Origin of the sequence: Pseudomonas sp. 8209, from assembly GCF_028682105.1 — a bacterium.
Lineage (GTDB): Bacteria > Pseudomonadota > Gammaproteobacteria > Pseudomonadales > Pseudomonadaceae > Aquipseudomonas > Aquipseudomonas palmensis.
Genome location: NZ_JANIAH010000002.1, coordinates 524,270 through 547,172 on the forward strand (window position 1 = coordinate 524,270; position 22,903 = coordinate 547,172).

General features: G+C 65.6%; 19 protein-coding genes. 8 read left to right on the top strand and 11 right to left on the bottom strand.

Features of this window, described 5'->3' with window-relative positions; translation table 11 throughout:
* Positions 1-214 precede the first annotated feature (214 nt).
* Positions 215-1,075 carry a DNA-binding transcriptional regulator HexR gene (hexR, locus tag NP552_RS06070; protein ID WP_173925072.1) on the top strand — a complete coding sequence of 287 codons (861 nt, stop codon included), beginning with the start codon at positions 215-217 and terminating at the stop codon, positions 1,073-1,075.
* Here the strand turns inward: hexR and NP552_RS06075 are convergent.
* The 10 genes from NP552_RS06075 to edd all read right to left on the bottom strand — a co-directional run bounded on the left by NP552_RS06075 (position 1,068) and on the right by edd (position 12,939).
* Entirely contained in the window at positions 1,068-1,922 is an 855-nt protein-coding gene (locus NP552_RS06075) for a D-hexose-6-phosphate mutarotase (protein ID WP_043860393.1), read from the bottom strand. The genes hexR and NP552_RS06075 overlap by 8 nt on opposite strands.
* A gap of 111 nt (positions 1,923-2,033) precedes the next feature.
* Complete coding sequence (locus NP552_RS06080) at positions 2,034-3,344, bottom strand: carbohydrate porin (protein ID WP_370409066.1); 1,311 nt, start codon at positions 3,342-3,344, stop codon at positions 2,034-2,036.
* 89 nt (positions 3,345-3,433) lie between these two features.
* Positions 3,434-4,594, bottom strand: coding sequence for an ABC transporter ATP-binding protein (locus tag NP552_RS06085; protein WP_210015350.1), 1,161 nt, complete (start codon positions 4,592-4,594; stop codon positions 3,434-3,436).
* A 3-nt stretch (positions 4,595-4,597) separates the two neighbouring features.
* Positions 4,598-5,443 (bottom strand): carbohydrate ABC transporter permease, encoded by an 846-nt coding sequence (locus tag NP552_RS06090; protein ID WP_043860390.1) that lies wholly within the window; start codon positions 5,441-5,443, stop codon positions 4,598-4,600.
* Positions 5,436-6,344 carry a carbohydrate ABC transporter permease gene (locus NP552_RS06095; protein WP_043860389.1) on the bottom strand — a complete coding sequence of 303 codons (909 nt, stop codon included), beginning with the start codon at positions 6,342-6,344 and terminating at the stop codon, positions 5,436-5,438. The genes NP552_RS06090 and NP552_RS06095 overlap by 8 nt, the downstream gene beginning before the upstream one ends.
* A 127-nt stretch (positions 6,345-6,471) precedes the next feature.
* Positions 6,472-7,734 (bottom strand): ABC transporter substrate-binding protein, encoded by a 1,263-nt coding sequence (locus NP552_RS06100; protein WP_043860388.1) that lies wholly within the window; start codon positions 7,732-7,734, stop codon positions 6,472-6,474.
* A gap of 110 nt (positions 7,735-7,844) precedes the next feature.
* Positions 7,845-9,287 carry an ATP-binding protein gene (locus tag NP552_RS06105; protein WP_443201030.1) on the bottom strand — a complete coding sequence of 481 codons (1,443 nt, stop codon included), beginning with the start codon at positions 9,285-9,287 and terminating at the stop codon, positions 7,845-7,847.
* A 19-nt stretch (positions 9,288-9,306) separates the two neighbouring features.
* A complete protein-coding gene (locus NP552_RS06110) occupies positions 9,307-10,062 on the bottom strand; it encodes a response regulator (protein WP_054915080.1) in 756 nt (251 codons plus the stop codon).
* An 88-nt stretch (positions 10,063-10,150) separates the two neighbouring features.
* Positions 10,151-11,116, bottom strand: a complete 966-nt coding sequence (locus NP552_RS06115) for a glucokinase (protein ID WP_088514582.1) — start codon at positions 11,114-11,116, stop codon at positions 10,151-10,153.
* Positions 11,113-12,939 (bottom strand): phosphogluconate dehydratase, encoded by a 1,827-nt coding sequence (gene edd / locus NP552_RS06120; protein WP_043860384.1) that lies wholly within the window; start codon positions 12,937-12,939, stop codon positions 11,113-11,115. Before edd ends, NP552_RS06115 begins: the two co-directional genes overlap by 4 nt.
* Positions 12,940-13,191: 252 nt before the next feature.
* Between edd and gap the strand changes: the two genes are divergently transcribed.
* From gap to NP552_RS06155, 7 genes are all read left to right on the top strand, one after another.
* A complete protein-coding gene (gap, locus tag NP552_RS06125) occupies positions 13,192-14,193 on the top strand; it encodes a type I glyceraldehyde-3-phosphate dehydrogenase (RefSeq protein ID WP_043860383.1) in 1,002 nt (333 codons plus the stop codon).
* A gap of 156 nt (positions 14,194-14,349) precedes the next feature.
* Positions 14,350-14,868, top strand: a complete 519-nt coding sequence (locus NP552_RS06130; RefSeq protein WP_043860382.1) for an RNA polymerase sigma factor — start codon at positions 14,350-14,352, stop codon at positions 14,866-14,868.
* A 67-nt stretch (positions 14,869-14,935) separates the two neighbouring features.
* A complete protein-coding gene (locus NP552_RS06135) occupies positions 14,936-15,895 on the top strand; it encodes a FecR family protein (protein WP_054915084.1) in 960 nt (319 codons plus the stop codon).
* Between the two features lie 119 nt (positions 15,896-16,014).
* Positions 16,015-18,618: a TonB-dependent receptor gene (locus tag NP552_RS06140; protein WP_058541437.1), complete on the top strand. Its 2,604-nt coding sequence runs from the start codon at positions 16,015-16,017 to the stop codon at positions 18,616-18,618.
* A gap of 141 nt (positions 18,619-18,759) precedes the next feature.
* A complete protein-coding gene (locus NP552_RS06145) occupies positions 18,760-19,368 on the top strand; it encodes a biliverdin-producing heme oxygenase (protein WP_043860379.1) in 609 nt (202 codons plus the stop codon).
* A gap of 62 nt (positions 19,369-19,430) precedes the next feature.
* The gene (locus NP552_RS06150; RefSeq protein WP_043860378.1) at positions 19,431-19,844 is read left to right on the top strand and encodes a YbaN family protein; all 414 of its coding nucleotides are present in this window, start codon (positions 19,431-19,433) and stop codon (positions 19,842-19,844) included.
* A gap of 35 nt (positions 19,845-19,879) precedes the next feature.
* Positions 19,880-21,238 carry a CoA transferase gene (locus NP552_RS06155; protein WP_043860377.1) on the top strand — a complete coding sequence of 453 codons (1,359 nt, stop codon included), beginning with the start codon at positions 19,880-19,882 and terminating at the stop codon, positions 21,236-21,238.
* A gap of 94 nt (positions 21,239-21,332) precedes the next feature.
* Here NP552_RS06155 and arcD read toward each other — a convergent pair whose 3' ends face one another.
* The gene (gene arcD, locus NP552_RS06160) at positions 21,333-22,760 is read right to left on the bottom strand and encodes an arginine-ornithine antiporter (protein ID WP_054915087.1); all 1,428 of its coding nucleotides are present in this window, start codon (positions 22,758-22,760) and stop codon (positions 21,333-21,335) included.
* Positions 22,761-22,903: the final 143 nt, after the last annotated feature.

The following is a 22,903-nucleotide window of genomic DNA, read 5'->3' on the forward strand; positions in this document are numbered from 1 at the left end:
GATGTTGGTTCTTTTATCAAGTTGACGTAGAAATACCGGTTTCAATCGCAGTTTTCAAGGACTAATGTAGTAAAACTAACAACATATTGCCGTGTATACAGAATCAAGTGGTGCGCCAACCGTGCCATCAGTACGATAGGCCACCGCGTAAAAAGCCGTCTGCCCGTGGCAGCCGGCGGCCTCCCCGACCCAAGGACATACCCCCATGGACCGCGTGCGAAACCTCCTGGAGCAGATCCAGGGCCGCCTCGACGAGCTGAACAAGGCTGAGCGCAAAGTCGCCGAAGTCATCCTGGCCAACCCGCAGCAAGCCACGCGCTTCAGCATCGCGGCTCTGGCCCAGGCAGCCAAGGTCAGCGAACCCACCGTCAACCGCTTCTGCCGTTCGTTCGGCGTCAGCGGCTACCCCGAGCTCAAGCTGCAACTGGCGCAGAGCCTGGCCAGCGGCGCCGCCTATGTCAGCCGTGCGGTAGAAGCCGACGACGACCCTGCATCCTATACCCAGAAGATCTTCGGCAGCGCCATCGCCTCGCTCGACAGTGCCTGCCAGCAGCTCGACCCGCAACTGGTCAGCCGCGCCGTCGACATGCTGATCCAGGCGCGCCAGATCCACTTCTTCGGCCTGGGCGCCTCGGCCCCGGTGGCACTGGACGCACAGCACAAGTTCTTCCGCTTCAACCTCGCCGTGTCGGCGCATGCCGACGTGCTGATGCAGCGCATGCTGGCCTCGGTGGCCCATACCGGCGAGCTGTTCGTGATCATCTCCTACACCGGGCGCACCCGCGAACTGGTCGAAGTGGCGCGCCTGGCGCGGGAAAACGGCGCCTCGGTGCTCGGCCTCACCGCTGCCGACTCGCCACTGGCCAAGGCCAGCAGCCTGAGCCTGAACATCCCGCTGCCCGAAGACACCGACATCTACATGCCGATGACCTCGCGCATCATCCAGCTGACCGTGCTCGACGTGCTGGCCACCGGCATGACCCTGCGCCGTGGCGTGGACTTCCAGCCGCACCTGCGCAAGATCAAGGAAAGCCTCAACGCCAGCCGCTACCCGATCGACGACGAACTCAATTGAGCGAATGCGCCTGCAACTGCAGGTGCGCCCGCTCCCCCGGCGCCAGGCTGAGGCTGTCGCTGCTGCCACTGGCGGCCTCGACGCAGATGAAGCCCTGGGTCTCGCTGCCGCTCACGCCCATCAGCGGCCGGCTGCCCGGATGCCACACCACGGTGTCGTCGCTGTCGCCGGTATCGATGCACAGCTGACGCTGCCAGGCCGGGTCGTTGACCTGCAGGGTCGCAGCATTCTGGAACACCCGCTGACAGCCGCCCTGCACTTTCAAGGCGCCCTTCTGCTGGCATGCCTGACGCCTCAGATGATCGTACCCCCTCGCATTCTCGAGCCCAGATAGCGCTATCTCGGAAACGTCACTAATACGCCAGTAGGCCAGCAGAGCATGACTCAACTGGCACGGCAGGCTGTCCTGGTGCTCGGTGCTCAGTTGCAACTGCATGCGCTGGCCCAGGTTGGCCACCAGGTCGACCTGCCAGTCGCACAGTTGCAGGCGCCACGTGAGGGTCACACCCTCGTCGCTTTCGCTGCTGTCGATCAGTTTCCAGTCGAGCAGGCGCGCCCAGCCGTGGGCCGGCCACATGTCTTCACTGGGGTGACGGCCGTACCAGGGCCAACACACCGGCACACCGCCACGAATGGCGCCGACCTGCGGCCACTGCGCCGCGCACCACAGCCACGGGCGTTCGCCACGGGGCTGGAAGTGCAGCAGTTGCGCGCCCTGGCGACTGAACACCGCCTGGCACTGGGGGTGATCGATGATCAGCACGTCGCGCTGCTGGTAACGCTCCCACTCGAAGGTCGGTCGCGGCCGCTGCGAGGTGAAGAAGCGTTGAAGCGGGTGCTCGGACATGTTTCGGGACTCTTGTTGTTAGGGGGGCCTGTTCGCCGGCAACGCCGGCTGCTACAGCAGTCGACCTTGCCGGCGAAACGCCGAATTGGCGTAAATTTACAACATATCCCCTCAGAACGACGACTGAATCTTCAGCCCGGCGACGACCGCGTTGTCCACCTCGCTCACCCCGCCCGGGTGACGGATGTACTGAAGGTTGGGGCGCACGGTCAGCCAGTTGGTCACGTGCACGCCGTAGTACAGCTCGGCGTTGTACTCGGTGCGCTGGATCGGCACGAAGCCCATGTCGTTGTAGTCATCGATACCGCTGACCCCATTGAGCTGCTGCGCACGCTTCTTCACGTCATCGTTGACATGAATGCGCGCCACGCCGAAGCCGATGTCGTCCTTGGGCCGCGAATCGAAGGCGCCCTTGTACACCATGCCCACCTGCTGGTAGTTGTCGACCACGTTGGTGGCCTTGTCGTGCACGGTAAAGTTGGCGAACAGGCTCAGGCCGCGATTGGCATCGCCGTTGTGCGCAGTAACCTGCTGCTGCGCCACCACCCACCAGCCATGCTTGCTCGAATGCGACTTGGGGTCTGCGCCAGTCAGGCCCTGAGGTTGGCCATTGACGTCCTCGTAGATGTCATCGGCCTTGGCAGTGCTGTAGTAGTAACCCAGGCGGTACTCGCCGGGCAGGCCGTTGACCCTGGGGGCCCACACCAGCTCCACCGGCAGGATCATGCCCTTGGTGCCGCTGCCGCTGAGCTTGAAGCCATTGCCCGTCTCAAGGTTCGAAGGGTTCTGTTCGAACACCCCGACCTGGGCGAAGAACTCCGGCGTGAGGTTGTACTTGGCGCGCAACGCCCACTGGCTGACCGGCCAGTTGTACCAGATGCTGCCCACCCAGTTGCCCACCTGCGAGCCGCAGAAGGCCAGGTTCTGGAAATCGCAGGGGAAGCTGTTGAACTCCTCGCCCGGGCCGAAGCGCCCCGCCTTGAGGTCGAGCTTGCCGTCGAAGTAGGTCTGCTTGACCCACATCTGGGTCAGGCGCCAGGTCTGCCCGCGGCCCCACACCTCCTGCACCGAGCTGAACTGCCCGGCCCGAGGGTCGCTGATGCGGTCGTTGGACAGGTTGCGCCCGCTGCGCTCGGTGATCGCCAGCTTGAACTCGGCGTCGTGCCAACCCAGGATCTTCTCCAGGTCCATCTTCACGCCCAGGGCGAACTGGTCGCTGTAGCGCGCCGTCTTGTCGTTGTTGTAGCCACCCTTCAGGTTGCCGGCAACCTCGCCCACGTAATCCAGCGAAAAATCGTAGCCCTTGTCCAGCAACTCGGTGCGTGTGCCGCCCCAGTCGCCACTCATCCACTTCGACTCCGGGTCGAAGGCGCCGGCAGCGTGCGCCCCGCAACTGACCCCGAAGGCCGCCAGCAGGGTCATGCAGCCCCGCGGCAAAACACGTTTGAAATGATCCATCCCCTGTGTCCTCGTCTTATTGTTTTCGATGGTGTCCATGCTTTACAACGAATTCAGCGGCCCCTGAATTGGGCAATGTTGTCGGTGCCGACCGTATCGAGCGGTGCACGCCCGCGCCCCAGCCGTTCGCCCGTTTCTGCATCGAACAGCAGCACCCGCGCAGGATCGAACTGCAAGCTCAGGCTTTCGCCGACCTGCGGCGCGAACTCCGGTGCCAGTCGGCAGCACACCTTGGTCTGGTTGAGGGTCACGAACACCAGGGTGTCCGGCCCGGTCGGCTCGGTGACCTGCACCTGGGCGCGAATGCTCGGCAGGCCATTGCCTTCGACCCCCGCCAGGCTGATCTGCTCCGGGCGAATGCCCAGGATCACCTCGCGCGCCTCCAGCCCCGCCTCGCCGGTGCCCAGCGGCAGTTCGCAGCGCCCCTGGCCGCTGTCGAGCAGGGCCAGCAGGCGACCCTCCTGGCGTTGCAGGCGCAAGGGTATGAAGTTCATCGGCGGCGAGCCGATGAAACTCGCCACGAACAGGTTGGCCGGGTCGTTGTAGATCTGCTGCGGGGTGCCGAACTGCTGGATCAGCCCATCCTTCATCACCGCCACCTTGTCGCCCAGGGTCATGGCCTCGATCTGGTCGTGGGTCACGTACACCGTGGTGGTCTTCAGGCGCTGGTGCATCAGCTTGATCTCGGTGCGCATCTCCACCCGCAGCTTGGCGTCGAGGTTGGACAGCGGTTCGTCGAACAGGTAGATCCTGGGCCGGCGTGCCAGCGCCCGGCCCATGGCCACGCGCTGCTGCTGCCCACCGGACAGCTGGCCGGGCTTGCGCCCCAGCAGGTGCTCGATCTGCAGTAGCTTGGCCACCCGCGCCACCTCCTCGTCGATGGCCGCCGGGGTCATCTTGCGAATCTTCAGGCCGAAGGCGATGTTGTCGCGCACGTTCATGGTCGGGTACAGCGCATACGACTGGAACACCATGGCGATGTCGCGATCCTTGGGGCTCATGCCACTGATGTCGGCGTCGTCCACCAGAATCGCCCCGCCGCTGATCTGCTCCAGCCCCGCGATGCAGTTCATGAGGGTGGATTTGCCGCAGCCCGAGGGGCCCACCAGGATCAGGAACTCGCCCGAGCCGATCTTCAGTTCGATGTTCTTCAGCGTGTCCGGCAGGCCGCTGCCGTAGGTCTTGTTGACGTTGCGCAATTCAAGCGTTGCCATGTTCTACCCCTTGACCGCGCCGGCGGTGAGCCCACGCAGGAAATACTTGCCAGCCAGCACATAGACCAACAGGGTCGGTAACCCGGCGATCATCGCCGCCGCCATGTCGACGTTGTATTCCTTGGCCCCGGTGCTGGTGTTGACCAGGTTGTTGAGGGCCACGGTGATCGGTTGCGCGTCGCCACTGGCGAACACCACGCCGAACAGAAAGTCGTTCCAGATCTGGGTGAACTGCCAGATCAGGCACACCATGATGATCGGGATCGACATGGGCAGCAGGATGCGCCCGAAGATGGTGAAGAACCCCGCGCCATCCAGCCGCGCCGCCTGCACCAGGGCCTGGGGCACGCTGGTGTAGTAGTTGCGGAAAAACAGCGTGGTGAAGGCCAGGCCGTACACGATGTGCACCAGCACCAGGCCGGTGGTGGTACTGGCCAGGCCCAGCTTGCCGAGGGTGAACGAGGCCGGCAGCAGCACCGTCTGGAACGGCAGGAAGCAGCCGAACAGCAGCAGCCCGAAGAACAGCTGAGAGCCACGGAAGCGCCACATCGACAGCACGTAGCCGTTGAGCGCCCCCACCAGGGTGGAGATCAGCACCGCCGGCACGGTGATCTTCACCGAGTTCCAGAAATACCCGCCCACCGCGTCCCAGGCCTTGACCCAGCCGATGCCGGTGATCACCTCGGGCCAGCTCAGCAGGTTGCCGGTGCGGATGTCGTCGGGGCTCTTGAAGCTGGTCAGCAGCATCACGATCAGCGGCACCAGGTACACCAGGCAGGCCGCGATCAGGGTGGCGTAGACCGCCAGGCGGCTCAGGCTCGGTCGACGAGCAGCGAGTGAACTACTCATGGCGCTTGCTCCTGAGTTCCGAGTACAGGTACGGCACCAGGATCGCCAGGATCGCCCCCAGCATCAGGATCGCGCTGGCCGAGCCCATGCCCATCTGGCCGCGGCTGAAGGTGAACGAATACATGAACATCGCCGGCAGGTCCGAAGCGTAGCCCGGGCCACCGGCGGTCATTGCCGCCACCAGGTCGAAGCTCTTGATCGCGATGTGCGCCAGGATCATCAATGCACTGAAGAACACCGGGCGCAGGCTGGGCAGCACGATGCGCAGGTAGATGGTCGGCAGGCTCGCGCCATCGACCTGGGCGGCGCGGATGATCGACGGGTCGACCCCGCGCAGCCCGGCCAGAAACAGCGCCATGACGAACCCCGAGGCCTGCCACACGGCAGCAATCACCAGGCAGTACACCACGCGATCGGGGTCGACCAGCCAGTCCAGGCGAAAGCCTTCCCAGCCCCAGTCGCGCAGCATCTTGTCCAGGCCAAGGCCGGGGTTGAGCAGCCATTTCCAGGCGGTGCCGGTGACGATCATCGACAGCGCCATGGGGTACAGGTAGACGGTGCGGATAAAGCCTTCGCGGCGGATACGCTGGTCGAGCAGCACCGCCAGCAGCACGCCGACCACCAGGCTGATGCCGATGAACATGCCGCCGAACAGCAGCAGGTTCTTGCTGGCGACCCACCAGCGGTCGTTGTCCATCAGGCGGGCGTACTGGGCCAGGCCCACCCACTTGTAGCTGGGCATGAAGCTTGAATTGGTGAACGACAGGACGAAGGTCCACAGGATATAGCCGTAGAAGCCCACCAGCACGATCAGCATGCTCGGCGCCAGTACCAGTCGGGGCAGCCAGCGTTGCAATGCATCGAGGGGTGAGGCCTTGTTGAGGACGGCGATAGTGCTCATCGGAAGGTTCTCGGTTGGAAAGGCGGCGCGTTGCGCCGCATCGCGGGTCAAGCCCGCTCCCACAAAGTCATCGCAGTACCTGTGGGAGCGGGCTTGACCCGCGATGAGGCCCGAAAGATTCAGCGGATCATTTAGCCGACTTGATCGCCGAATCCAGCTGCTTGACCGCCTTGGCCGGGTCGGCCTTCGGGTCGTTGAGGAAGTTGGTCACCACATCGAAGATGGCGCCCTGCACCGCCAGGCTGGTGGCCATGTTGTGCGCCATGCTCGGTTGCAGGCCATCGCCCTGCTCGGCCGCCTTGAAGTCCGCGGCGGACTTTTGCGTGCAGGCATCGAACGGGCCCATGTCCATGTCCTGGCGTACCGGCAGCGACCCCTTGTTCTGGTTGAACACGGTCTGGAACGCCGGCTCCAGCGCCACCTTGGCCAGGTCGTTCTGGGCCTTGATGTCGTTCTCGTCCTTGAGCCTGAACATCACCAGCGAGTCGATGTTGTAGGCGAAGCTGCCCTGGGTACCGGGGAACGCCACGCACTCGTAGTCCTTGCCGGCGATCTTGCCCGCAGCGGTCCATTCGCTCTTGGCCCAGTCGCCCATGATCTGCATGCCGGCCTTGCCGTTGATGACCTCGGCGGCCGCAACGTTCCAGTCACGCCCGGCACGGTTGGGGTCCATGTAGGTGCCCAGGCGCTGCAAGGTGCTGAACGCCTTGATCATCTGCGCACCGGTCAGGGTCTTTTCATCCAGTTCGACAAAGGCGGCGTGGTAGCCCTTGGGCCCGAGAATGCTCAGCACCACGTCCTCGAACACGGTACTGTCCTGCCACGGCTGGCCGCCGTGGGCCAGGGGCACGAAGCCGGCAGCCTTGAGCTTGTCGGCGGCGGCGAACAGTTCGTCCAGGGTGGTCGGCACCTTGGCCCCGGCCTTGGCGAACACCTGCGGGTTGATCCACAGCCAGTTGACCCGATGGATGTTCACCGGCACGGCCACGTAATGACCGTCGTACTTCATGATGTCGGCAACCTTTCTGGGCAGCAGCGCGTCCCAGTCGTTGGCCTTGGCCACATCGTCCAGGTTGGTCAGCAGGCCCAGCGCGCCCCAGTCCTGGATGTCCGGGCCCTTGACCTGGGCAGCGGCTGGCGGGTTGCCGGCCACCGCGCGGCTCTTGAGCACGGTCATGGCGGCCGCGCCGCCGCCCCCGGCCACGGCGTTGTCCTTCCACACAAAGCCGTCCTGTTCGATCTGCTTGCGCAGCGTGTCCACGGCCGCCTTCTCGCCACCGGACGTCCACCAGTGGGTCACCTCGACCGTGCCGGGTTCGGCAGCCAGGGCGCTCAATGGCAACAGGGAAGCAAGGGAAACAACGGCGGCGAGGCGATTGATCGCATTCATCAAGGGAAACCTTTCTTGTTGTTATGCCGGTGCAAGTCATGCTGCTTGCGCGTGAATCGAAGTCTAGCCACCCCGTGGGGCGGCAGAAGTAACGAAGGGATGCGCGAATGTCACCGACCTGTGACATTCACCCGCTGGCCCGCACTGCGCGGCAGGCTAAGGGTGACCCGCAGGCCGCCTTCGCGCAGGTTGCGCAGGCTCACCTCGCCGCCGTGGCTGTGGGCGATGTTGCGCGCAATGCCCAGCCCCAGCCCGTAGCCCTGCTGCTGGCCGGCCAGGCGCACATGTGGCTCGAACACCTGTTCCTGGCGCTGCTCCGGCACGCCGGGGCCCTCGTCGTCCACCTGCAGCACGAAGCCGGTAGCACTGTCGATGATGCGCAGGTGCGCACGCTCGCCGTACTTGAGCGCGTTGTCGATCAGGTTGCCGATGCAGCGCTTGAGCGCCAGCGGCTTGCCCGGATACGCCGCCAGCGCCCTGCCCTGCACGGTGACGCGCGCACTGGCCAGGTAGGGTTCCACCAGGCAGTCGAGCACCTGGTTGAGGTCGATGGGTTCGATGTTCTCGTGGATGTCGGTGTCCTTCACGCACTGCAGGGCGCCCTTGACCAGCAGCTCCAGCTCGTCCAGGTCACGGCCGAACTTGTGTTGCAGCTGTTCATCCTCCAGCAGCTCGACGCGCAGGCGCAGGCGCGTGATCGGCGTGCGCAGGTCGTGGGAGATCGCGCTGAACAGTTGGCTGCGCTCGGTCAGGTAGCGGCTGATGCGTTCGCGCATGGCATTGAAGGCGCGCCCCACCTCCACCACTTCGCTGCCGCCGCCCTCCACCTCCGGCGGCGCGTCGGCGCCCAGCGACAGCTCCCTCGCCGCGCGTGCCAGGCGCTTGAGCGGACGGGTCTGCCAATGCACCAGCAGGCCGATGAACAGCAGCAGAAAGAAACTGGTCAGTGCGATGAACCCCACCTGCTGGCGCGGCAGGCCCTCGGCCTCGAGGCTGGTGTAGGGCTCGGGCAGCAGCGAGGCGATGTACAGCCATTCGCCCTCGCCCAGGCGAATCTGGGTCACCAGCACCAGCGGGTTGACCGGCTCCAGGGTCAGCGAGTAGTGCGCCCAGGAGCGCGGCAGTTCATCGAGCTTGAGCCCGCTGTTGAACAGACGCAGTTGCTCGGGGCCGACGAACTCCACCGAGATTTCCATCTGCTCGCCCAGGCGCTCGTGCAGTACCTGCTCGAACGCCTCGATCACCGCCTGCTTGCGCGGGGTCACCGGCAGCACCTGCATGTCCAGCGGCCGGTCGTTGAGCGACACCACGAAGCGCGTGCCCCCCATGCTGCGCAGCTGGTCCAGCACCAGCGGCCGGTAGGCCAGCGGCAGCGAACGAAAGTAACTGACGCTGGCGGTCATCGAATGCGCCAGGCTGCGCGCGCTGGCCAGCAGCCCTTCGAGCTGGCTGGCGCGCAACTGCGACACCCAGATCACGCTGGACAACCCCTGGGCCGCCGTCACCACCAGCAGGGTCAGCAGCAGCATGCGCCCCAGCAGTGAGCGTGGCAGCGGCAGGCGCCAGCGCCGCTCAGTGCGCGGGCGCAACACTGGCCGCCAGCAGGTAGCCGCTGCCGCGTACGGTGCGGATCAGTCGCGGAGGTTTTTCGGTATCGCGCAGACGCTGGCGCAGGCGGCTGACCGCCATGTCGACGATACGGTCCAGGGGCATCGGCTCGCGACCACGGGTGGCATTGCCGATGGTGTCGCGGTCGAGGATCTGTTGCGGGTGGTCGAGGAACAGCTTGAGCAGGGCGAAATCGGCGCCAGACAGGATCACCTCTTCGCCGTCGCGGTGGAACAGGCGGTGGCTGACCGTATCTAGGCGCCACTCGTCGAAGGTCAGCACGTCACCGCCGGGGCGTTCATGCATGAAGCCGGCGCGGCGCAGCAGGGCCTTGATGCGGGCTTGCAGCTCGCGGGGGCTGAAGGGTTTGCCCAGGTAATCGTCGGCGCCCAGTTCCAGGCCGATGACGCGATCGGTTTCGTCGGAACTGGCGGTGAGCATGATGATCGGCACCCGCGCCTGACGCGGATGCTGTCGCACCCAGCGGCACAGGCTGAAACCGTCTTCGTCGGGCAGCATCACATCGAGGATCACCAGGTCGGCGCCGTGTGTGTCCAGGGCCTGGCGAAAACCCTGGCCATCGGCCTGGGCCTGCACCTGGAAGCCGCATTTGCTCAGGTAGGCCTGCAGCAGTTCACGGATGTCCTGGTCGTCATCGACCAGCAGAATCGACTTGGTCACGGTTGTTGTCCTTGTCAGTGCATTCCTTGGCGGCCCCATCGCGGGTCAAGCCCGCTCCCACAGGTACGGCATCGAACCTGGTGGGAGCGGGCTTGACCCGCGACAGGGCCCGGCCAGTCACTCCAACTCAGGCGTGCTGGGCCAGTGCCTGCTGCAACGCCACTCCCGCCCCTTCCAACCCGGAATACTCCGCCGTCACCAGCCACACCGGCACCCCTTCAAGGTAGGCGCTCATGCAGCCCTTGTCGGCAAAACTCGCGGCAAAGCCGCTGCGCAGGAACAACTCGGCAAAGCGCGGAATCACCCCGCCCACGATGAACACCCCGCCACGCCCGCCCAGGGTCAGCACATTGTTGCCGGCCACCCGCCCCAGAAAACGGCAGAACTGCTCGATCACCTCCAGCGCCACCGGGTCGTCGTGCAACGCCGCGTCGGTGATCTGGGCCGGCGTGCCCAGCGTGGGGGCATGCCCGTCCAGTGCACAGATGGCGTGGTACAGGCGCAGCAGCCCGCCGCCACTGAGCACGGTTTCGGCGCTGACGTGGCCGGTGTCCAGCGCGATCGCCTGGCGAATCGCCGCCTCGCGCGCACTGCCCACCGGCAGGTCGACATGCCCGCCCTCACCCGGCAGCGCCAGCCAGCGCTGCTCGCCCAGGCCAAGCAAGGTCCCGACACCCAGGCCGGTACCCGGCCCGATCACCACCGCCGGACGGGTGGTGTCCGGGGTGCCGGCGCACACATTGCGCACTTCATCCGGCTGCAGGCGGGTCATGCCCAGCGCCATGGCGGTGAAGTCGTTGATCAGCAGCAGGTGCTCGACCTGCAGGTTGGCGCAAAATGCCTTGCGGCTCAGGCGCCAATGGCTGTTGGTGAAACGAAATTCATCGCCGCTGACCGGCCCGGCCACCGCCAGGCACACCGCCGCCACCTCGCCCTTGGCCAGGCCCTGCGCGGCCAGGTACACGCCGATGGCCTGCTCGGGGCTGGTGTAGTCAGCCGTGGGGAACACCTGCACCGCGTGCAGCGCGTTGTCGCGCCACAACGCGAAGCGGGCATTGGTGCCGCCTATGTCACCGACCAGTGCGACCTTCATTTGAAGTTCTCCAGGGCCGAGGTGAAGGCGCTGGCGCCCTGCTCGGCCGAGCTCAGCGCCACGCGCAGGAAGCCGAACAGCTCGCGCCCGCAGCCCAGGTCATTGCCCAGCGGCGCTGCCGGCAGCTCGCGAGCGGCCAGTTCGGCCGGCTCGACGCGCACCTGCAAGGTGCCGGCCACGCCGTCCACGCGCACGATGTCGCCATCGCGCACCCGCGCCAGCGGGCCGCCATCGAACGCTTCCGGGCACACATGAATGGCCGCCGGAATCTTGCCCGAAGCCCCCGACATGCGCCCGTCGGTCACCAACGCGACCTTGAAGCCGCGGTCCTGCAGCACACCCAGGAACGGGGTCATCTTGTGCAGTTCGGGCATGCCGTTGCAGCGCGGGCCCTGGAAGCGCACCACGGCGACGAAATCGCGCTCCAGCTCGCCGGCCTTGAACGCATCGGCAAGTTCCTGCTGATCGTGGAACACCCGCGCCGGGGCTTCGACCACCTGGTGCTCGGCCGCCACCGCAGACACCTTCATCACCCCACGGCCAAGGTTGCCTTGCATCACCCGCAGGCCGCCCTCGGCGGAGAACGGGTTGGCCACCGGACGCAGGATGCTTTCGTCAAGGCTGGCCTCGGGGCCTTCGCGCCACACCAGCCTGCCGTTGTCCAGGAACGGCTCCTGGGTATAACGGCGCAGGCCGGGGCCGGCCACGGTGTTCACGTCCTCGTGCAGCAACCCGGCATCGAGCAGCTCGCGGATCAGGAAGGCCATGCCGCCCGCCGCCTGGAAGTGGTTGATGTCGGCCTTGCCGTTGGGGTACACGTGCGACAGCGTTGGCACCACCTCGGACAGGTCGGCCATGTCCTGCCAGGTCAGCTGGATGCCGGCCGCCTGGGCAATCGCCGGCATGTGCAGAGTATGGTTGGTGGAGCCGCCGGTGGCGTGCAGCGCGACGATGGAGTTGACCAGCGACTTCTCGTCGACGATCTCGCCCAGCGGCATGAAGTTGCCACTGGCCCTGGTCAGGCGCGTGACCTGCTGCGCGGCCTCGACGGTGAGCGCATCGCGCAGCGGCGTGTACGGGTTGACGAACGAGGCACCGGGCAGGTGCAGGCCCATCACTTCCATCAGCAACTGGTTGGTATTGGCCGTGCCGTAGAAGGTGCAGGTGCCGGGGCTGTGGTAGGACTTCATTTCCGACTCCAGCAGCTCTTCGCGACTGGCCTTGCCCTCGGCGTAGCGCTGGCGCACGTCGGCCTTTTCCTTGTTGGAGATACCCGAGGGCATCGGCCCGCCCGGCACGAACAGCTGGGGCAGATGGCCAAAGCGCAGCGCCCCCATCAACAGGCCCGGCACGATCTTGTCGCAGATACCCAGCAGCAGCGCCGCGTCGAACATGTTGTGCGACAGCGCAATCGCGGTAGACATGGCGATCACTTCACGGCTGGCGATGCCCAGCTCCATGCCCGGTTCACCCTGGGTGACGCCGTCGCACATGGCCGGCACCCCGCCGGCAAACTGGCCCACCGAGCCGATTTCGCGCAGCGCCTGCTTGATCTGCTGGGGGAAGTGCTCGTAGGGCTGGTGCGCCGAGAGCATGTCGTTGTAGGCCGAGACGATGGCGACGTTGGCCGCGTTCATCATGCGCAGGCTGTGCTTGTCGTCGCTGCCGCAGCCGGCCACGCCATGGGCGAAGTTGGCGCATTGCAGCTTGGCGCGCATCGGGCCGTCGCTGGCCGCCCCGCGAATCAACTGAAGGTAGCGCTCGCGGGTAGGACGGCTACGGGCGATCAGCCGTTCGGTGACCTCAAGAATGCGCGGATGCATGTACTGGACTCCAGGCTAAGGGGCAGCAACCTCTGCGGCGGTTTCCCTTACAAACGATTGCGACCTAGGCTCAAGGCAGGGGCGCGAATGTCGGTGGGTAACGGCTTGGCCGGTCACTCGTTGTAGATTGAACAAAATACTGCCAGCAAAAAGGCTTGTTTTCTATTTTTTTACGAATAATCTTGTAATTCCAACAACAAAATCAGATTCAGGCTCTTTCCGGGGCTCAGACAGTCTGCCAGAGGTAGCTCCATGACATTACGTATCGCAATCAATGGTTTTGGCCGCATCGGCCGCAACATTCTTCGCGCACTGTATACCCAAGGCTACCGTCAGGACCTGCAGGTCGTCGCCATCAACGACCTGGGCGACAGCTCGATCAATGCGCACCTGCTCAAGTACGACAGCGTGCACGGGGCATTCGATGCACAGGTTCACAGCGATGGCGAGAGCATCACGGTCAACGGCGACCGAATTGCCGTCAGCGCGATTCGCAACCCCGCCGAGCTGCCGTGGCAGGCGCTGGGTGTGGACGTGGTGTTCGAATGCACGGGCCTGTTCACCGAGCGCACCCGGGCCGCGGCCCATCTTACTGCCGGGGCACGCAAAGTCATCATCTCGGCCCCCGGCAAGGGCGTGGACGCAACGGTGGTGTACGGGGTCAACCACGACATCCTGCGCCCCTCGCACCAGATCATCTCCAGTGCTTCGTGCACCACCAACTGCCTGGCGCCGGTGGCGCAGGTACTGCACCGCGAACTGGGCATCGAACAGGGCCTGATGACCACCATCCATGCCTACACCAACGACCAGAGCCTGACCGACGTGTACCACAGCGACCCGTACCGGGCGCGGGCGGCCACCCAGTCGATGATCCCGAGCAAGACCGGCGCAGCCGAGGCCGTGGGCCTGGTGTTGCCGGAACTGGCCGGCAAGCTGACCGGCATGGCGGTGCGGGTGCCGGTGATCAACGTGTCGCTGGTGGACCTGACCCTGAACGTGACGCGCGAGGCCAGCGTGGAAGAGGTCAATGCGCTGATGAAAGAGGCCAGCCAGCACTCGAAGATCCTCGGTTACAACACCCTGCCGCTGGTGTCGTGCGACTTCAACCACAACCCGCTTTCGTCGATCTTCGACGCCAATCACACCAAGGTTGCCGGCAAGATGCTCAAGGTGATGGCCTGGTACGACAACGAATGGGGCTTTTCCAACCGCATGCTGGACAACTGCCTGGCGCTATGGGAGGCGCGATAGTCTCAAGCCGCAAGCTTCAGGCGGCAGGCAAGCAGGGGGTAAGCCTGCTTTTCCTCCTGCCGCCTGGCGCTAAAAGCTTGCCGCTGCTTTTCCCCCTTGACCAACAGCATTGATGATAAGCATTATCATTCGCTGAAATCCCGGTCAGGTATCGCTGTGAGTCAGTCCCACTTCAACGCCGTCTTCCTCGCCCAGCGGGTCACTCTGCTACGCACCCTGCAGCGCATGGTCGACAACCCCAGCACCGCCGAAGACCTGCTTCAGGAAACCTACCTGCGCGTCACCCGCGCCCTGGGCGAACGCCCCATCGAGCACCTCGAACCCTTCGTGTTCCAGACCGCCCGCAACCTCGCCCTGGACCACCTGCGCGCCCGCCGCGTGCAAGCCCGCACCCTGCTCGACGATGTGCCCGAGGCGGTGCTGCACAACGTGGCCGCCAGCCACGGCAGCGCCGAGGACGCCACCCACGCGGAGCAGTTGCTGCGCCGCCTGAGCACCTCGCTGGGCGAGCTCAGCGCCCGCCAGCAGCGCATCTTCATCCTCAGCCGATTGCACGGCGCCAGCTATCTGGAAATCGCCGAACAACTGAAGGTGTCCGCCAGCACGGTTCAGAAGGAACTGAAACTGATCATGGCCATCTGTGTAGGCGTAGCCGATCGTCTCAATCGCGATTGAGCCTGCTTGCCTCACATGCCGATACACTTGATCATTACCTGATACACAAGCATGCCAAGGACCCTCCGTGACCGACAGTGCCCCTGACCGCCCTGCGCCGCCAGACCCGGCTGCCTGCGACAGCGCCATGGACCAGGCGCTGGACTGGCTGATACGCCTGCAATGCGCCACGCCCGAAGACACCCGGGCCTTCGAGGCCTGGCTCGAGGCCGACCCGGCCAATGCCCCGGCCTACGTGCAGGCCGAAGCCCTGTGGCACGGCGACAGCGTGCGCGCCGCCGCGCTGCAGCTGCAGCAACGCCAGCGTCCCTCACGCCTGGCCCGCCTGCGCCCGCACTGGAAGCCGCTGGCCACCGCCGCGGTGCTGCTGGTGGGTGTGTTCACGGTCGGCAACCTGCCCATGCGCCTGCAGGCCGATCACCTGACCGTGGTCGGCGAGCGCCAGCGCCTGGAACTGCAGGACGGCTCCAAGGTACTGCTCAATACCAATTCGGCGTTCTCCAGCAACATCAACGACCGCCAGCGCATCGCCCGGCTGTACCAGGGCGAAGCCTACTTCCAGGTCCCCGGCGGGCAGCAGCCCTTCGAGCTGCGCGCCGGGCCGTTGCGCGCCAGCGTGCGCGACACCGATTTCGCCGTGCGCTACCTCGACGGCCAGGCACAGGTGCGGGTGCAGCGCGGCGACGTCGACCTGCTGGGCAACAGCGACCAGCGCATCCGCCTGTCGGCCGGCGACAGCATCAGCCTCGGCCCCAACGGTTTCAGCCAGCGCGAGCGCCTGGACGGGCAAAAGGACCTGGCCTGGATCGAGGGCCGGCTGGTGTTCGAGAACTGCCCCCTGAGCCAGGTGCTGGCCGAGTTGGGGCGCTACTACCCGGGCTGGATCATCAACACCAGCGAGCGCCTGCAGAACGTCGCCGTCACCGGCAACTACCGCCTCGACCAACCCCTCGAAGCGGTGCGCTCGCTGGCCCACATCACCTCCGCACGCCTGCAGGAGTACCCGGCGCTGGTGATTCTGAACTGAATCGGAATCTTTTTTTACGCGATGCCCCGTGGTCACACGTCTCGTTATAGCCAATGCAACTGATTCTTATTTTTGAATCGGCCGCACCTATAACATTCGCGCGACAGGGAGCGCTTTCGATGTCCAGAGGTTTCACTCGCCGGTCTACCGTCTCCACCCGCACAGCGGGCCTGCAACGTTGCACGCTGTCGCTGCTGACCCTGGCCATGCTGGCCGGCGGCGTCTGCAGCCTGCCGGCGCTGGCCGCCGAGCCCGCCCAGGCAGCCAACCCGCGCATGGGTGACTACCGCTTCGCCATTGCCCAGCAGCCGCTGGTGTCGGCGCTCAACGCGTTTACCGCCGTCACCGGCTGGCAGGTGGGGTTGTCCGCCGAGCTGGCCGAAGGTGTCGCCTCGCCAGGCGTGCGCGGCTCGATGCCGCCCGAGCAGGCCCTGCGCCAGATGCTCGCCGGCACCCAGCTGAACTACCGCAAGCTCAGTGCCGGCAATGTGGTGATCGAGCGCGCCGCCTCCAACGCCATCACCCTGCAGCAGGTGACCGTCAGCGCCACCCGTACCGCGCAGGACGTGAACCAGGTGCCAAGCACGGTGAGCGTGCAGACCCGCGAGCAGCTGGACCGCAGCAACGTCAACACCATCAAGGACCTGGTGCGCTACGAGCCAGGTGTCTCGGTCAGCGGCGTCGGCCAGCGCAGCGGCCTCAACGGCTACAACATCCGCGGCATCGATGGCGAGCGCGTACTGACCCAGATCGATGGCGTGTCGATCCCCGACAGCTACTTCTACGGCCCCTACGCCCAGACCCAGCGCAACTACGTCGACCCCGAGATCGTCAAGCGCGTGGAGATCCTGCGCGGCCCGGCCTCGGTGCTGTACGGCAGCAACGCCATCGGCGGCGCGGTCAGCTACTTCACCCTCGACCCGGACGACATCATCAAGCCGGGCAAGGACGTGGGTGCACGCCTCAAGGCCGGCTACAGCTCGGCCGACGAGAGCTGGCTGACCTCGGCCACCGTGGCCGGGCGCGAGGGCGATTTCGACGGCCTGCTGCACCTGAGCCAGCGCAACGGCCACGAGACCGAGTCCTACGGCAGCCACAGCGGCGATGGCCTGGCGCGCACCGAGGCCAACCCGCAGGATGCGCGCACCACAAACGTGCTGGCCAAGCTGGGCTGGAACTACGCCGACGACGCGCGGCTGGGCCTGACCTACGAGCGCTACAAGGATGATCGCGATACCAACCAACTGAGCGCAGTGGGTGGGCCGTTCATTCCCGGCTTTGGTGCCTCCAACTCCTACCGCGTACGTACCGGCAACGACACCGTCACCCGCGAGCGATTTGCCATCAACCACGAATTTGCCCTGGGCAGCCTACTGGCCGACAACATGAAGTGGAGCCTGAACTACCAGATCGGCAAGACCGACCAGCGCACCGAAGAGGTGTATGCGGCCAGAGGGCGCGAGGTGTTCCGTGATCGCCAGACCCTCTACCAGGACCGTCAGTGGGTACTCGACGCCCAGCTCGACAAAGCCTTCAGCCTTGGCGATACCGAACACCTGCTGACCTACGGCACCACGCTCAAGCAGCAGAAGGTCACCGGTTCGCGCAGCGGCACGGCAACCTGTCTGAATGTGGGCGGTACCTGCCGCGCCGTTGGCGATGCCAGCCCTGGGGACGCCCAGGTCAAGGTCAGCGACTTCCCGGACCCGACCATCAACACATACAGCCTGTTCGCCCAGGACGAGATCCGCTGGAACGACTGGACTTTCCTGCCGGGTGCACGCTATGACTACACCCGCCTCAAGCCCGACATGACCGACGAGTACCTCGGTGCACTGGGCAGCGCCAACAGCGTCAATGACGCCGAGAAGAAATGGCACCGCGTCTCGCCCAAGCTGGGTGTGACCTACGCCTTCAACGACAACTACACCTGGTACGGGCAATACGCTGAAGGCTTCCGCACGCCGACGGCCAAGTCGCTGTATGGTCGCTTCGTGAACCTGGCAGGCGGGTATACCGTGGAGCCGAACCCGAACCTGGAGCCGGAAAAGAGCAAAAGCTACGAAACCGGCCTGCGCGGCAACTTCGATGCGGGGCACTTCGATGTGGCGGTGTTCTATAACAAGTACCGCGACTTCATCAACGAAGACGCCGTGCAGTCGTCCGACCTGGGCAACACCTTCGCCGCCAACAACATCAAGCACGCGACCATCAAGGGCGTCGAGTTCAAGGGCCGCCTGAGCCTGGCGCCTTTTGGCGCGCCAGAGGGCCTGTATGCTCAGACCTCCCTGGCCTATGCCAATGGCCGCAACGACGACACCGGCCAACCGCTCAACAGCGTCAACCCGCTGACCGGGGTGTTCGGCCTGGGCTACGAACAACGCGACTACGGCACCCTGCTCAGTTGGACCGTGGTCAAGCGCAAGAACCGCGTCGATGACACCAACTTCTTCGCCCCCGACGGCAGCAGCGGCCGCTTCCGCACCCCGGGCTACGGCACGCTGGATCTGAGCGGGTTCTACAAGGTTACAGACGACATCACCATCAATGCCGGGGTGTACAACCTTGCCGACAAGAAGTACTGGCAATGGGATGACGTGCGCAGCTACGCCACCGTGGGCAAGGATGGCCTGGGTGAAGCGGCGGTTACCCAGCCGGCCAATCTGGACCGCCTGACCGCACCGGGGCGCAACTTCGCCATCAACCTGGTGTGGGATATCTAGACGCTACGCCGGCAAGGCCGGCTCCCACAGGGAGCTGGCCTGCCGGCGAATGGCGCGCAACCTTTTTTACTATTTCCACGCCCCTCATTCGTCTAGTTACTAACGTCTAGTCACCCGCTCACCATTTCCCAAGGATGCCCCATGACCGCAACCGCCGAACGCCCTGCCCTGCGCTCGCAGCGCCTCAACCAGCTCACCCATGCGCCGCACAGCGAGCTCGATGCGCTGGTCAAGTCCCATGCCCCCTTCGACACCCGCGAAAGCTTCGCCCGTTTCGTGGTCGCCCAGTACCTGTTCCAGTCCGAACTCCAGGCGCTGTACAACGACCCGCAACTGATCGCCATCGTGCCCGACCTGGCCGAGCGCTGCCGCGCCGAACAGGCCCGCCTCGACCTCGCCGACCTCGACACCGCAGTACCGGCCGCCTTCCCCGGCGCCGTGCATAACCCAAGCCTGGGCGCCGCCATGGGCTGGATATTCGTCTCCGAAGGCTCCAAACTCGGCGCCGCGTTCCTGATCAAGCGCGCCGTCGGCCTGGGCCTGTCGGACAGCTTCGGTGCCCGTCACCTGGGCGAGCCGGCCGGTGGTCGCGCCGAGGGCTGGAAGCAGTTCACCCGCATCCTCGATGGCCTGGAGCTCAGCGCCGAAGAAGAAGCGGCCGCTGAACAAGGCGCCGTGGCTGCGTTCGAACGTTTTACCGAGTTGCTCAAACACGCCTACGCCACCGCGCCCAAGGCCGAGCTGGCCTGATGCGTGCCGGGCCGGCCAGCCGCGCTGGCAGCCGGCCCTCACCTGTGCAGTCAATGGACCCCATGACCCGCCCATCCACCTCCAAGCTGTCCCGCGTGCTGTTCGGCCTGCTTGCCTATGTAAGCCTGGGCATCGGCCTGGTGGCCATCGTGATCCCCGGCCTGCCGACCACCGAGTTCATCCTGCTCGCGGCCTGGGCTGCCACGCGCAGCTCGCCGCGCCTGAGCGCCTGGTTGGAAAACCACCGGTTGTTCGGGCCGATCCTGCACAACTGGCGCAACGGCAAGGTGATTCAGCGCCGGGCCAAGGTCAGCGCCACGCTCAGCATGCTGCTGTGCGCCGGCCTGATGCTGGTGTTCATCGGCCTGCGCTGGCCGGTAGGGCTCGCCATCGGCGGCATGGCCCTGGGCAACCTGTGGATCTGGTCGCGCCCCGAGCGCGTGCCTGCCGCCCCGCATTTGACCAATCAGCCCTGATGGTCTGCAATGGCCCACCAACGGGAGGGCCAACCATGAGTCATGTTCTCAACAGCATCGTCAGCGCCCTGGGGTTAGCCCAGGATGCGCTTGAGCACCTGCACCTGCACACTGCAGGAGCCCTGCCATCGACCTTCGAAGTCACCGAACTGGCCAGTGCCAGCATTGCCGCCACGGGCCTGGCCATCGCCGACCTGCTCGCCGGCCAGACCGGCACGCGCCCCGGGGTGCAGGTGGACCGACGTCTGAGCTCCCTGTGGTTCGCCACCAGCATTCGCCCCCAGGGCTGGAGCCTGCCGCCGCTGTGGGACGCCGTGGCAGGCGATTACCCGACCCGCGATGGCTGGATCCGCCTGCACACCAATGCCGCGCATCACCGCGCCGCTGCCGAACGGGTGCTGGGAGCGGTACACGACCGCGATCAGATGGCCCGGCGGGTTGTCGAGTGGGAGGCAGAGGCGCTGGAAACTGCCGTGGTGGCTGCGGGCGGATGTGCCGCGCAGATGCGCAGCTGGCAGCAATGGTCGGCGCACCCGCAGGGCATGGCGGTCAATGCCGAGCCGCTGATCGATCGCAAGGCTGGGCCGGCTGGCGAACTCAAGGGCTGGACCGGCACCGCGGCGCAGCCGCTCAAGGGGGTACGCGTGCTGGACCTGACGCGCATTCTTGCCGGGCCCGTTGCCAGCCGCCTGCTGGCGGGGTTCGGTGCCGACGTGTTGCGCATCGATCCGCCGGGCTGGGAGGAGCCCTCGGTGGTGGCCGAGGTGACCTTGGGCAAGCGCTGCGCGCGCCTGGACCTGCATGCTGCAGAGGACCGCGCGGTGTTCGAAGGCCTGCTGGCAGGTGCCGATATCCTCCTGCACGGCTACCGCGCCGACGCGCTGGAGCGCCTCGGCTATGGCGCCGAACAACGGCGCAGGCTCAACCCCGGGCTGATCGATGTCAGCCTCAATGCCTATGGCTGGAGCGGCCCGTGGCAGCATCGTCGCGGCTTCGACAGCCTGGTGCAGATGAGCAGCGGGATCGCTCGCGAGGGCATGCGCTGGCGTCAGGGCGAGCGGCCGGTGCCGTTGCCGGTGCAGGCCCTGGACCATGCCACCGGCTACCTGATGGCGGCTGCCGCGATCCGTGCACTGGATGAGCGGCTGCGCAGCGGCTGTGGCGGCTCGGCGCGTCTGTCGCTGGCGCGCACGGCCAAGCTGCTGGTGGACCAGGGCACGGTGATCGAGGACTTGCCGTTGGCCGGCGAAACCGAGGCAGACCTGGCCCCGGCCGTGGAGCAGACGCCGTGGGGGCCGGCCAGGCGCCTGCAGGCGCCGTTGCAGGTGCAAGGCGCGCCGCTGGTATGGGCGCGGGGGGCTTGCGAGCTGGGGTCGGCCGAGCCTCGCTGGTGACCGCCAGAGGCTCTTCGCCGGCAAGGCCGGCTCCTACAGAAGGTCGCACCAACCTGTAGGAGCCGGCCTTGCCGGCGAACACCTCGACACCGCTCTAAAGCGTCAACCACCCCGCATACAACGCATACGCCGCCACCCCCGCCCCCACCAGCACCGCCGCGAAAATCAGCTTCTCCCACCCGGTGAACAGCGGCTGCCCCTGCTCGTGCTTGGCGCGGTAGAACAGGATCACCCCCGGCGCGTACAGCAGCGCCGACAGCAGCAGGTACTTCAGCCCCCCGGCGTAAAGCAGCCAGATCGCATACACCAGCGCCACCCCGGCCACCAGCAGGTCCTTGCGCCGCGCCCCGGGGTGGCGCTCATAGGTTTCCCCGCGCAGTGCCAGCAGAAACGCATAGGCCGCCGACCACAGGTACGGCACCAGGATCATCGACGACGCCAGGTAGATCAGGCTGGTGTAGGTGCCCGCAGAGAACAGCGTGATCAGCAGGAACAGCTGGATCATGCAGTTGGTCATCCACAGCGCATTGACCGGCACATGGTTGGCATTCTCACGGGTCAGAAACCGCGGCATGGTCTTGTCGCGGGCGGTGGCGAACAGGATCTCGGCACACAGCAACGCCCACGACAGCAGCGCCCCCAGCAGCGACACCGCCAGCCCCAGGCTGATCAGCAGCCCGCCCCAGGGCCCGACGATATGCTCCATCACCGAGGCCAGTGACGGGTTCTGCAAGCCGGCAAGCTCCGGCTGGGTCATCACCCCCAGCGACAGCACGTTGACCAGCACCAGCAGCGCCAGCACCCCGAGAAAGCCGATCACCGTGGCCTTGCCCACGTCCGAACGCCTTTCGGCACGGGCCGAATACACGCTGGCGCCCTCGATGCCGATGAACACGAACACGGTCACCAGCATCATGTTGCGCACCTGGTCCAGCACCCCGCCGAACTTGGGGTTGCTCAGCCCCCAGATGTCGCGGGTGAAGATATCGGCACGAAACGCCACCGCCGCGATCACGATGAACATCACCAGCGGCACCACCTTGGCCACGGTGGTCACCAGGTTGATGAACGCCGCCTCCTTGATGCCGCGCAGTACCAGAAAGTGCACCGCCCACAGCAATAGCGAAGCGCAGGCGATGGCGATCGGCGTGTTGCCCTCCCCGAACACCGGAAAGTAGAAGCCCAGGGTGCTGAACAGCAGCACGAAGTAGCCCACGTTGCCCAGCCAGGCGCTGATCCAGTAGCCCCAGGCCGACGAAAAGCCCATGTACTCGCCAAACCCGGCCTTGGCATAGGCATATACACCCGAATCGAGCTCGGGCTTGCGGTTGGCCAGGGTCTGGAACACGAACGCCAGCGCCAGCATGCCCACGGCGGTGATGCCCCAGCCGATCAGCACGGCGCCGACGTCGGCCCGCGCGGCCATGTTCTGCGGCAGCGAGAAGATACCGCCACCGATCATCGAGCCCACCACCAGCGCGACGAGCGCACCCAAGCGCAGTTTCTGTCCTGGTTCGGACATGCAGTTCCCCTTTTCGTCCCGCGTTGTCATGGTGCTGTTACACACTAGGCCTAAATATAAGCACAGCCCTGACGTTTATAGTGGATTGTCTTCAAAACTATAACCTTCATAACTAGTACGTCTATGCCGAGGCGAACTAAACA

Bases quoted from the DNA above. Each gene is read 5' to 3' on its own strand.
- NP552_RS06075 (WP_043860393.1), bottom strand. From the start codon at position 1,922: ATGTCCGAGCACCCGCTTCAACGCTTCTTCACCTCGCAGCGGCCGCGA.
- NP552_RS06080 (WP_370409066.1), bottom strand. From the start codon at position 3,344: ATGACCCTGCTGGCGGCCTTCGGGGTCAGTTGCGGGGCGCACGCTGCC.
- NP552_RS06085 (WP_210015350.1), bottom strand. From the start codon at position 4,594: ATGGCAACGCTTGAATTGCGCAACGTCAACAAGACCTACGGCAGCGGC.
- NP552_RS06090 (WP_043860390.1), bottom strand. From the start codon at position 5,443: ATGAGTAGTTCACTCGCTGCTCGTCGACCGAGCCTGAGCCGCCTGGCG.
- NP552_RS06095 (WP_043860389.1), bottom strand. From the start codon at position 6,344: ATGAGCACTATCGCCGTCCTCAACAAGGCCTCACCCCTCGATGCATTG.
- NP552_RS06100 (WP_043860388.1), bottom strand. From the start codon at position 7,734: ATGAATGCGATCAATCGCCTCGCCGCCGTTGTTTCCCTTGCTTCCCTG.
- NP552_RS06110 (WP_054915080.1), bottom strand. From the start codon at position 10,062: ATGGGGCCGCCAAGGAATGCACTGACAAGGACAACAACCGTGACCAAG.
- NP552_RS06115 (WP_088514582.1), bottom strand. From the start codon at position 11,116: ATGAAGGTCGCACTGGTCGGTGACATAGGCGGCACCAATGCCCGCTTC.
- edd (WP_043860384.1), bottom strand. From the start codon at position 12,939: ATGCATCCGCGCATTCTTGAGGTCACCGAACGGCTGATCGCCCGTAGC.
- gap (WP_043860383.1), top strand. From the start codon at position 13,192: ATGACATTACGTATCGCAATCAATGGTTTTGGCCGCATCGGCCGCAAC.
- NP552_RS06140 (WP_058541437.1), top strand. From the start codon at position 16,015: ATGTCCAGAGGTTTCACTCGCCGGTCTACCGTCTCCACCCGCACAGCG.
- NP552_RS06145 (WP_043860379.1), top strand. From the start codon at position 18,760: ATGACCGCAACCGCCGAACGCCCTGCCCTGCGCTCGCAGCGCCTCAAC.
- NP552_RS06150 (WP_043860378.1), top strand. From the start codon at position 19,431: ATGACCCGCCCATCCACCTCCAAGCTGTCCCGCGTGCTGTTCGGCCTG.
- NP552_RS06155 (WP_043860377.1), top strand. From the start codon at position 19,880: ATGAGTCATGTTCTCAACAGCATCGTCAGCGCCCTGGGGTTAGCCCAG.
- arcD (WP_054915087.1), bottom strand. From the start codon at position 22,760: ATGTCCGAACCAGGACAGAAACTGCGCTTGGGTGCGCTCGTCGCGCTG.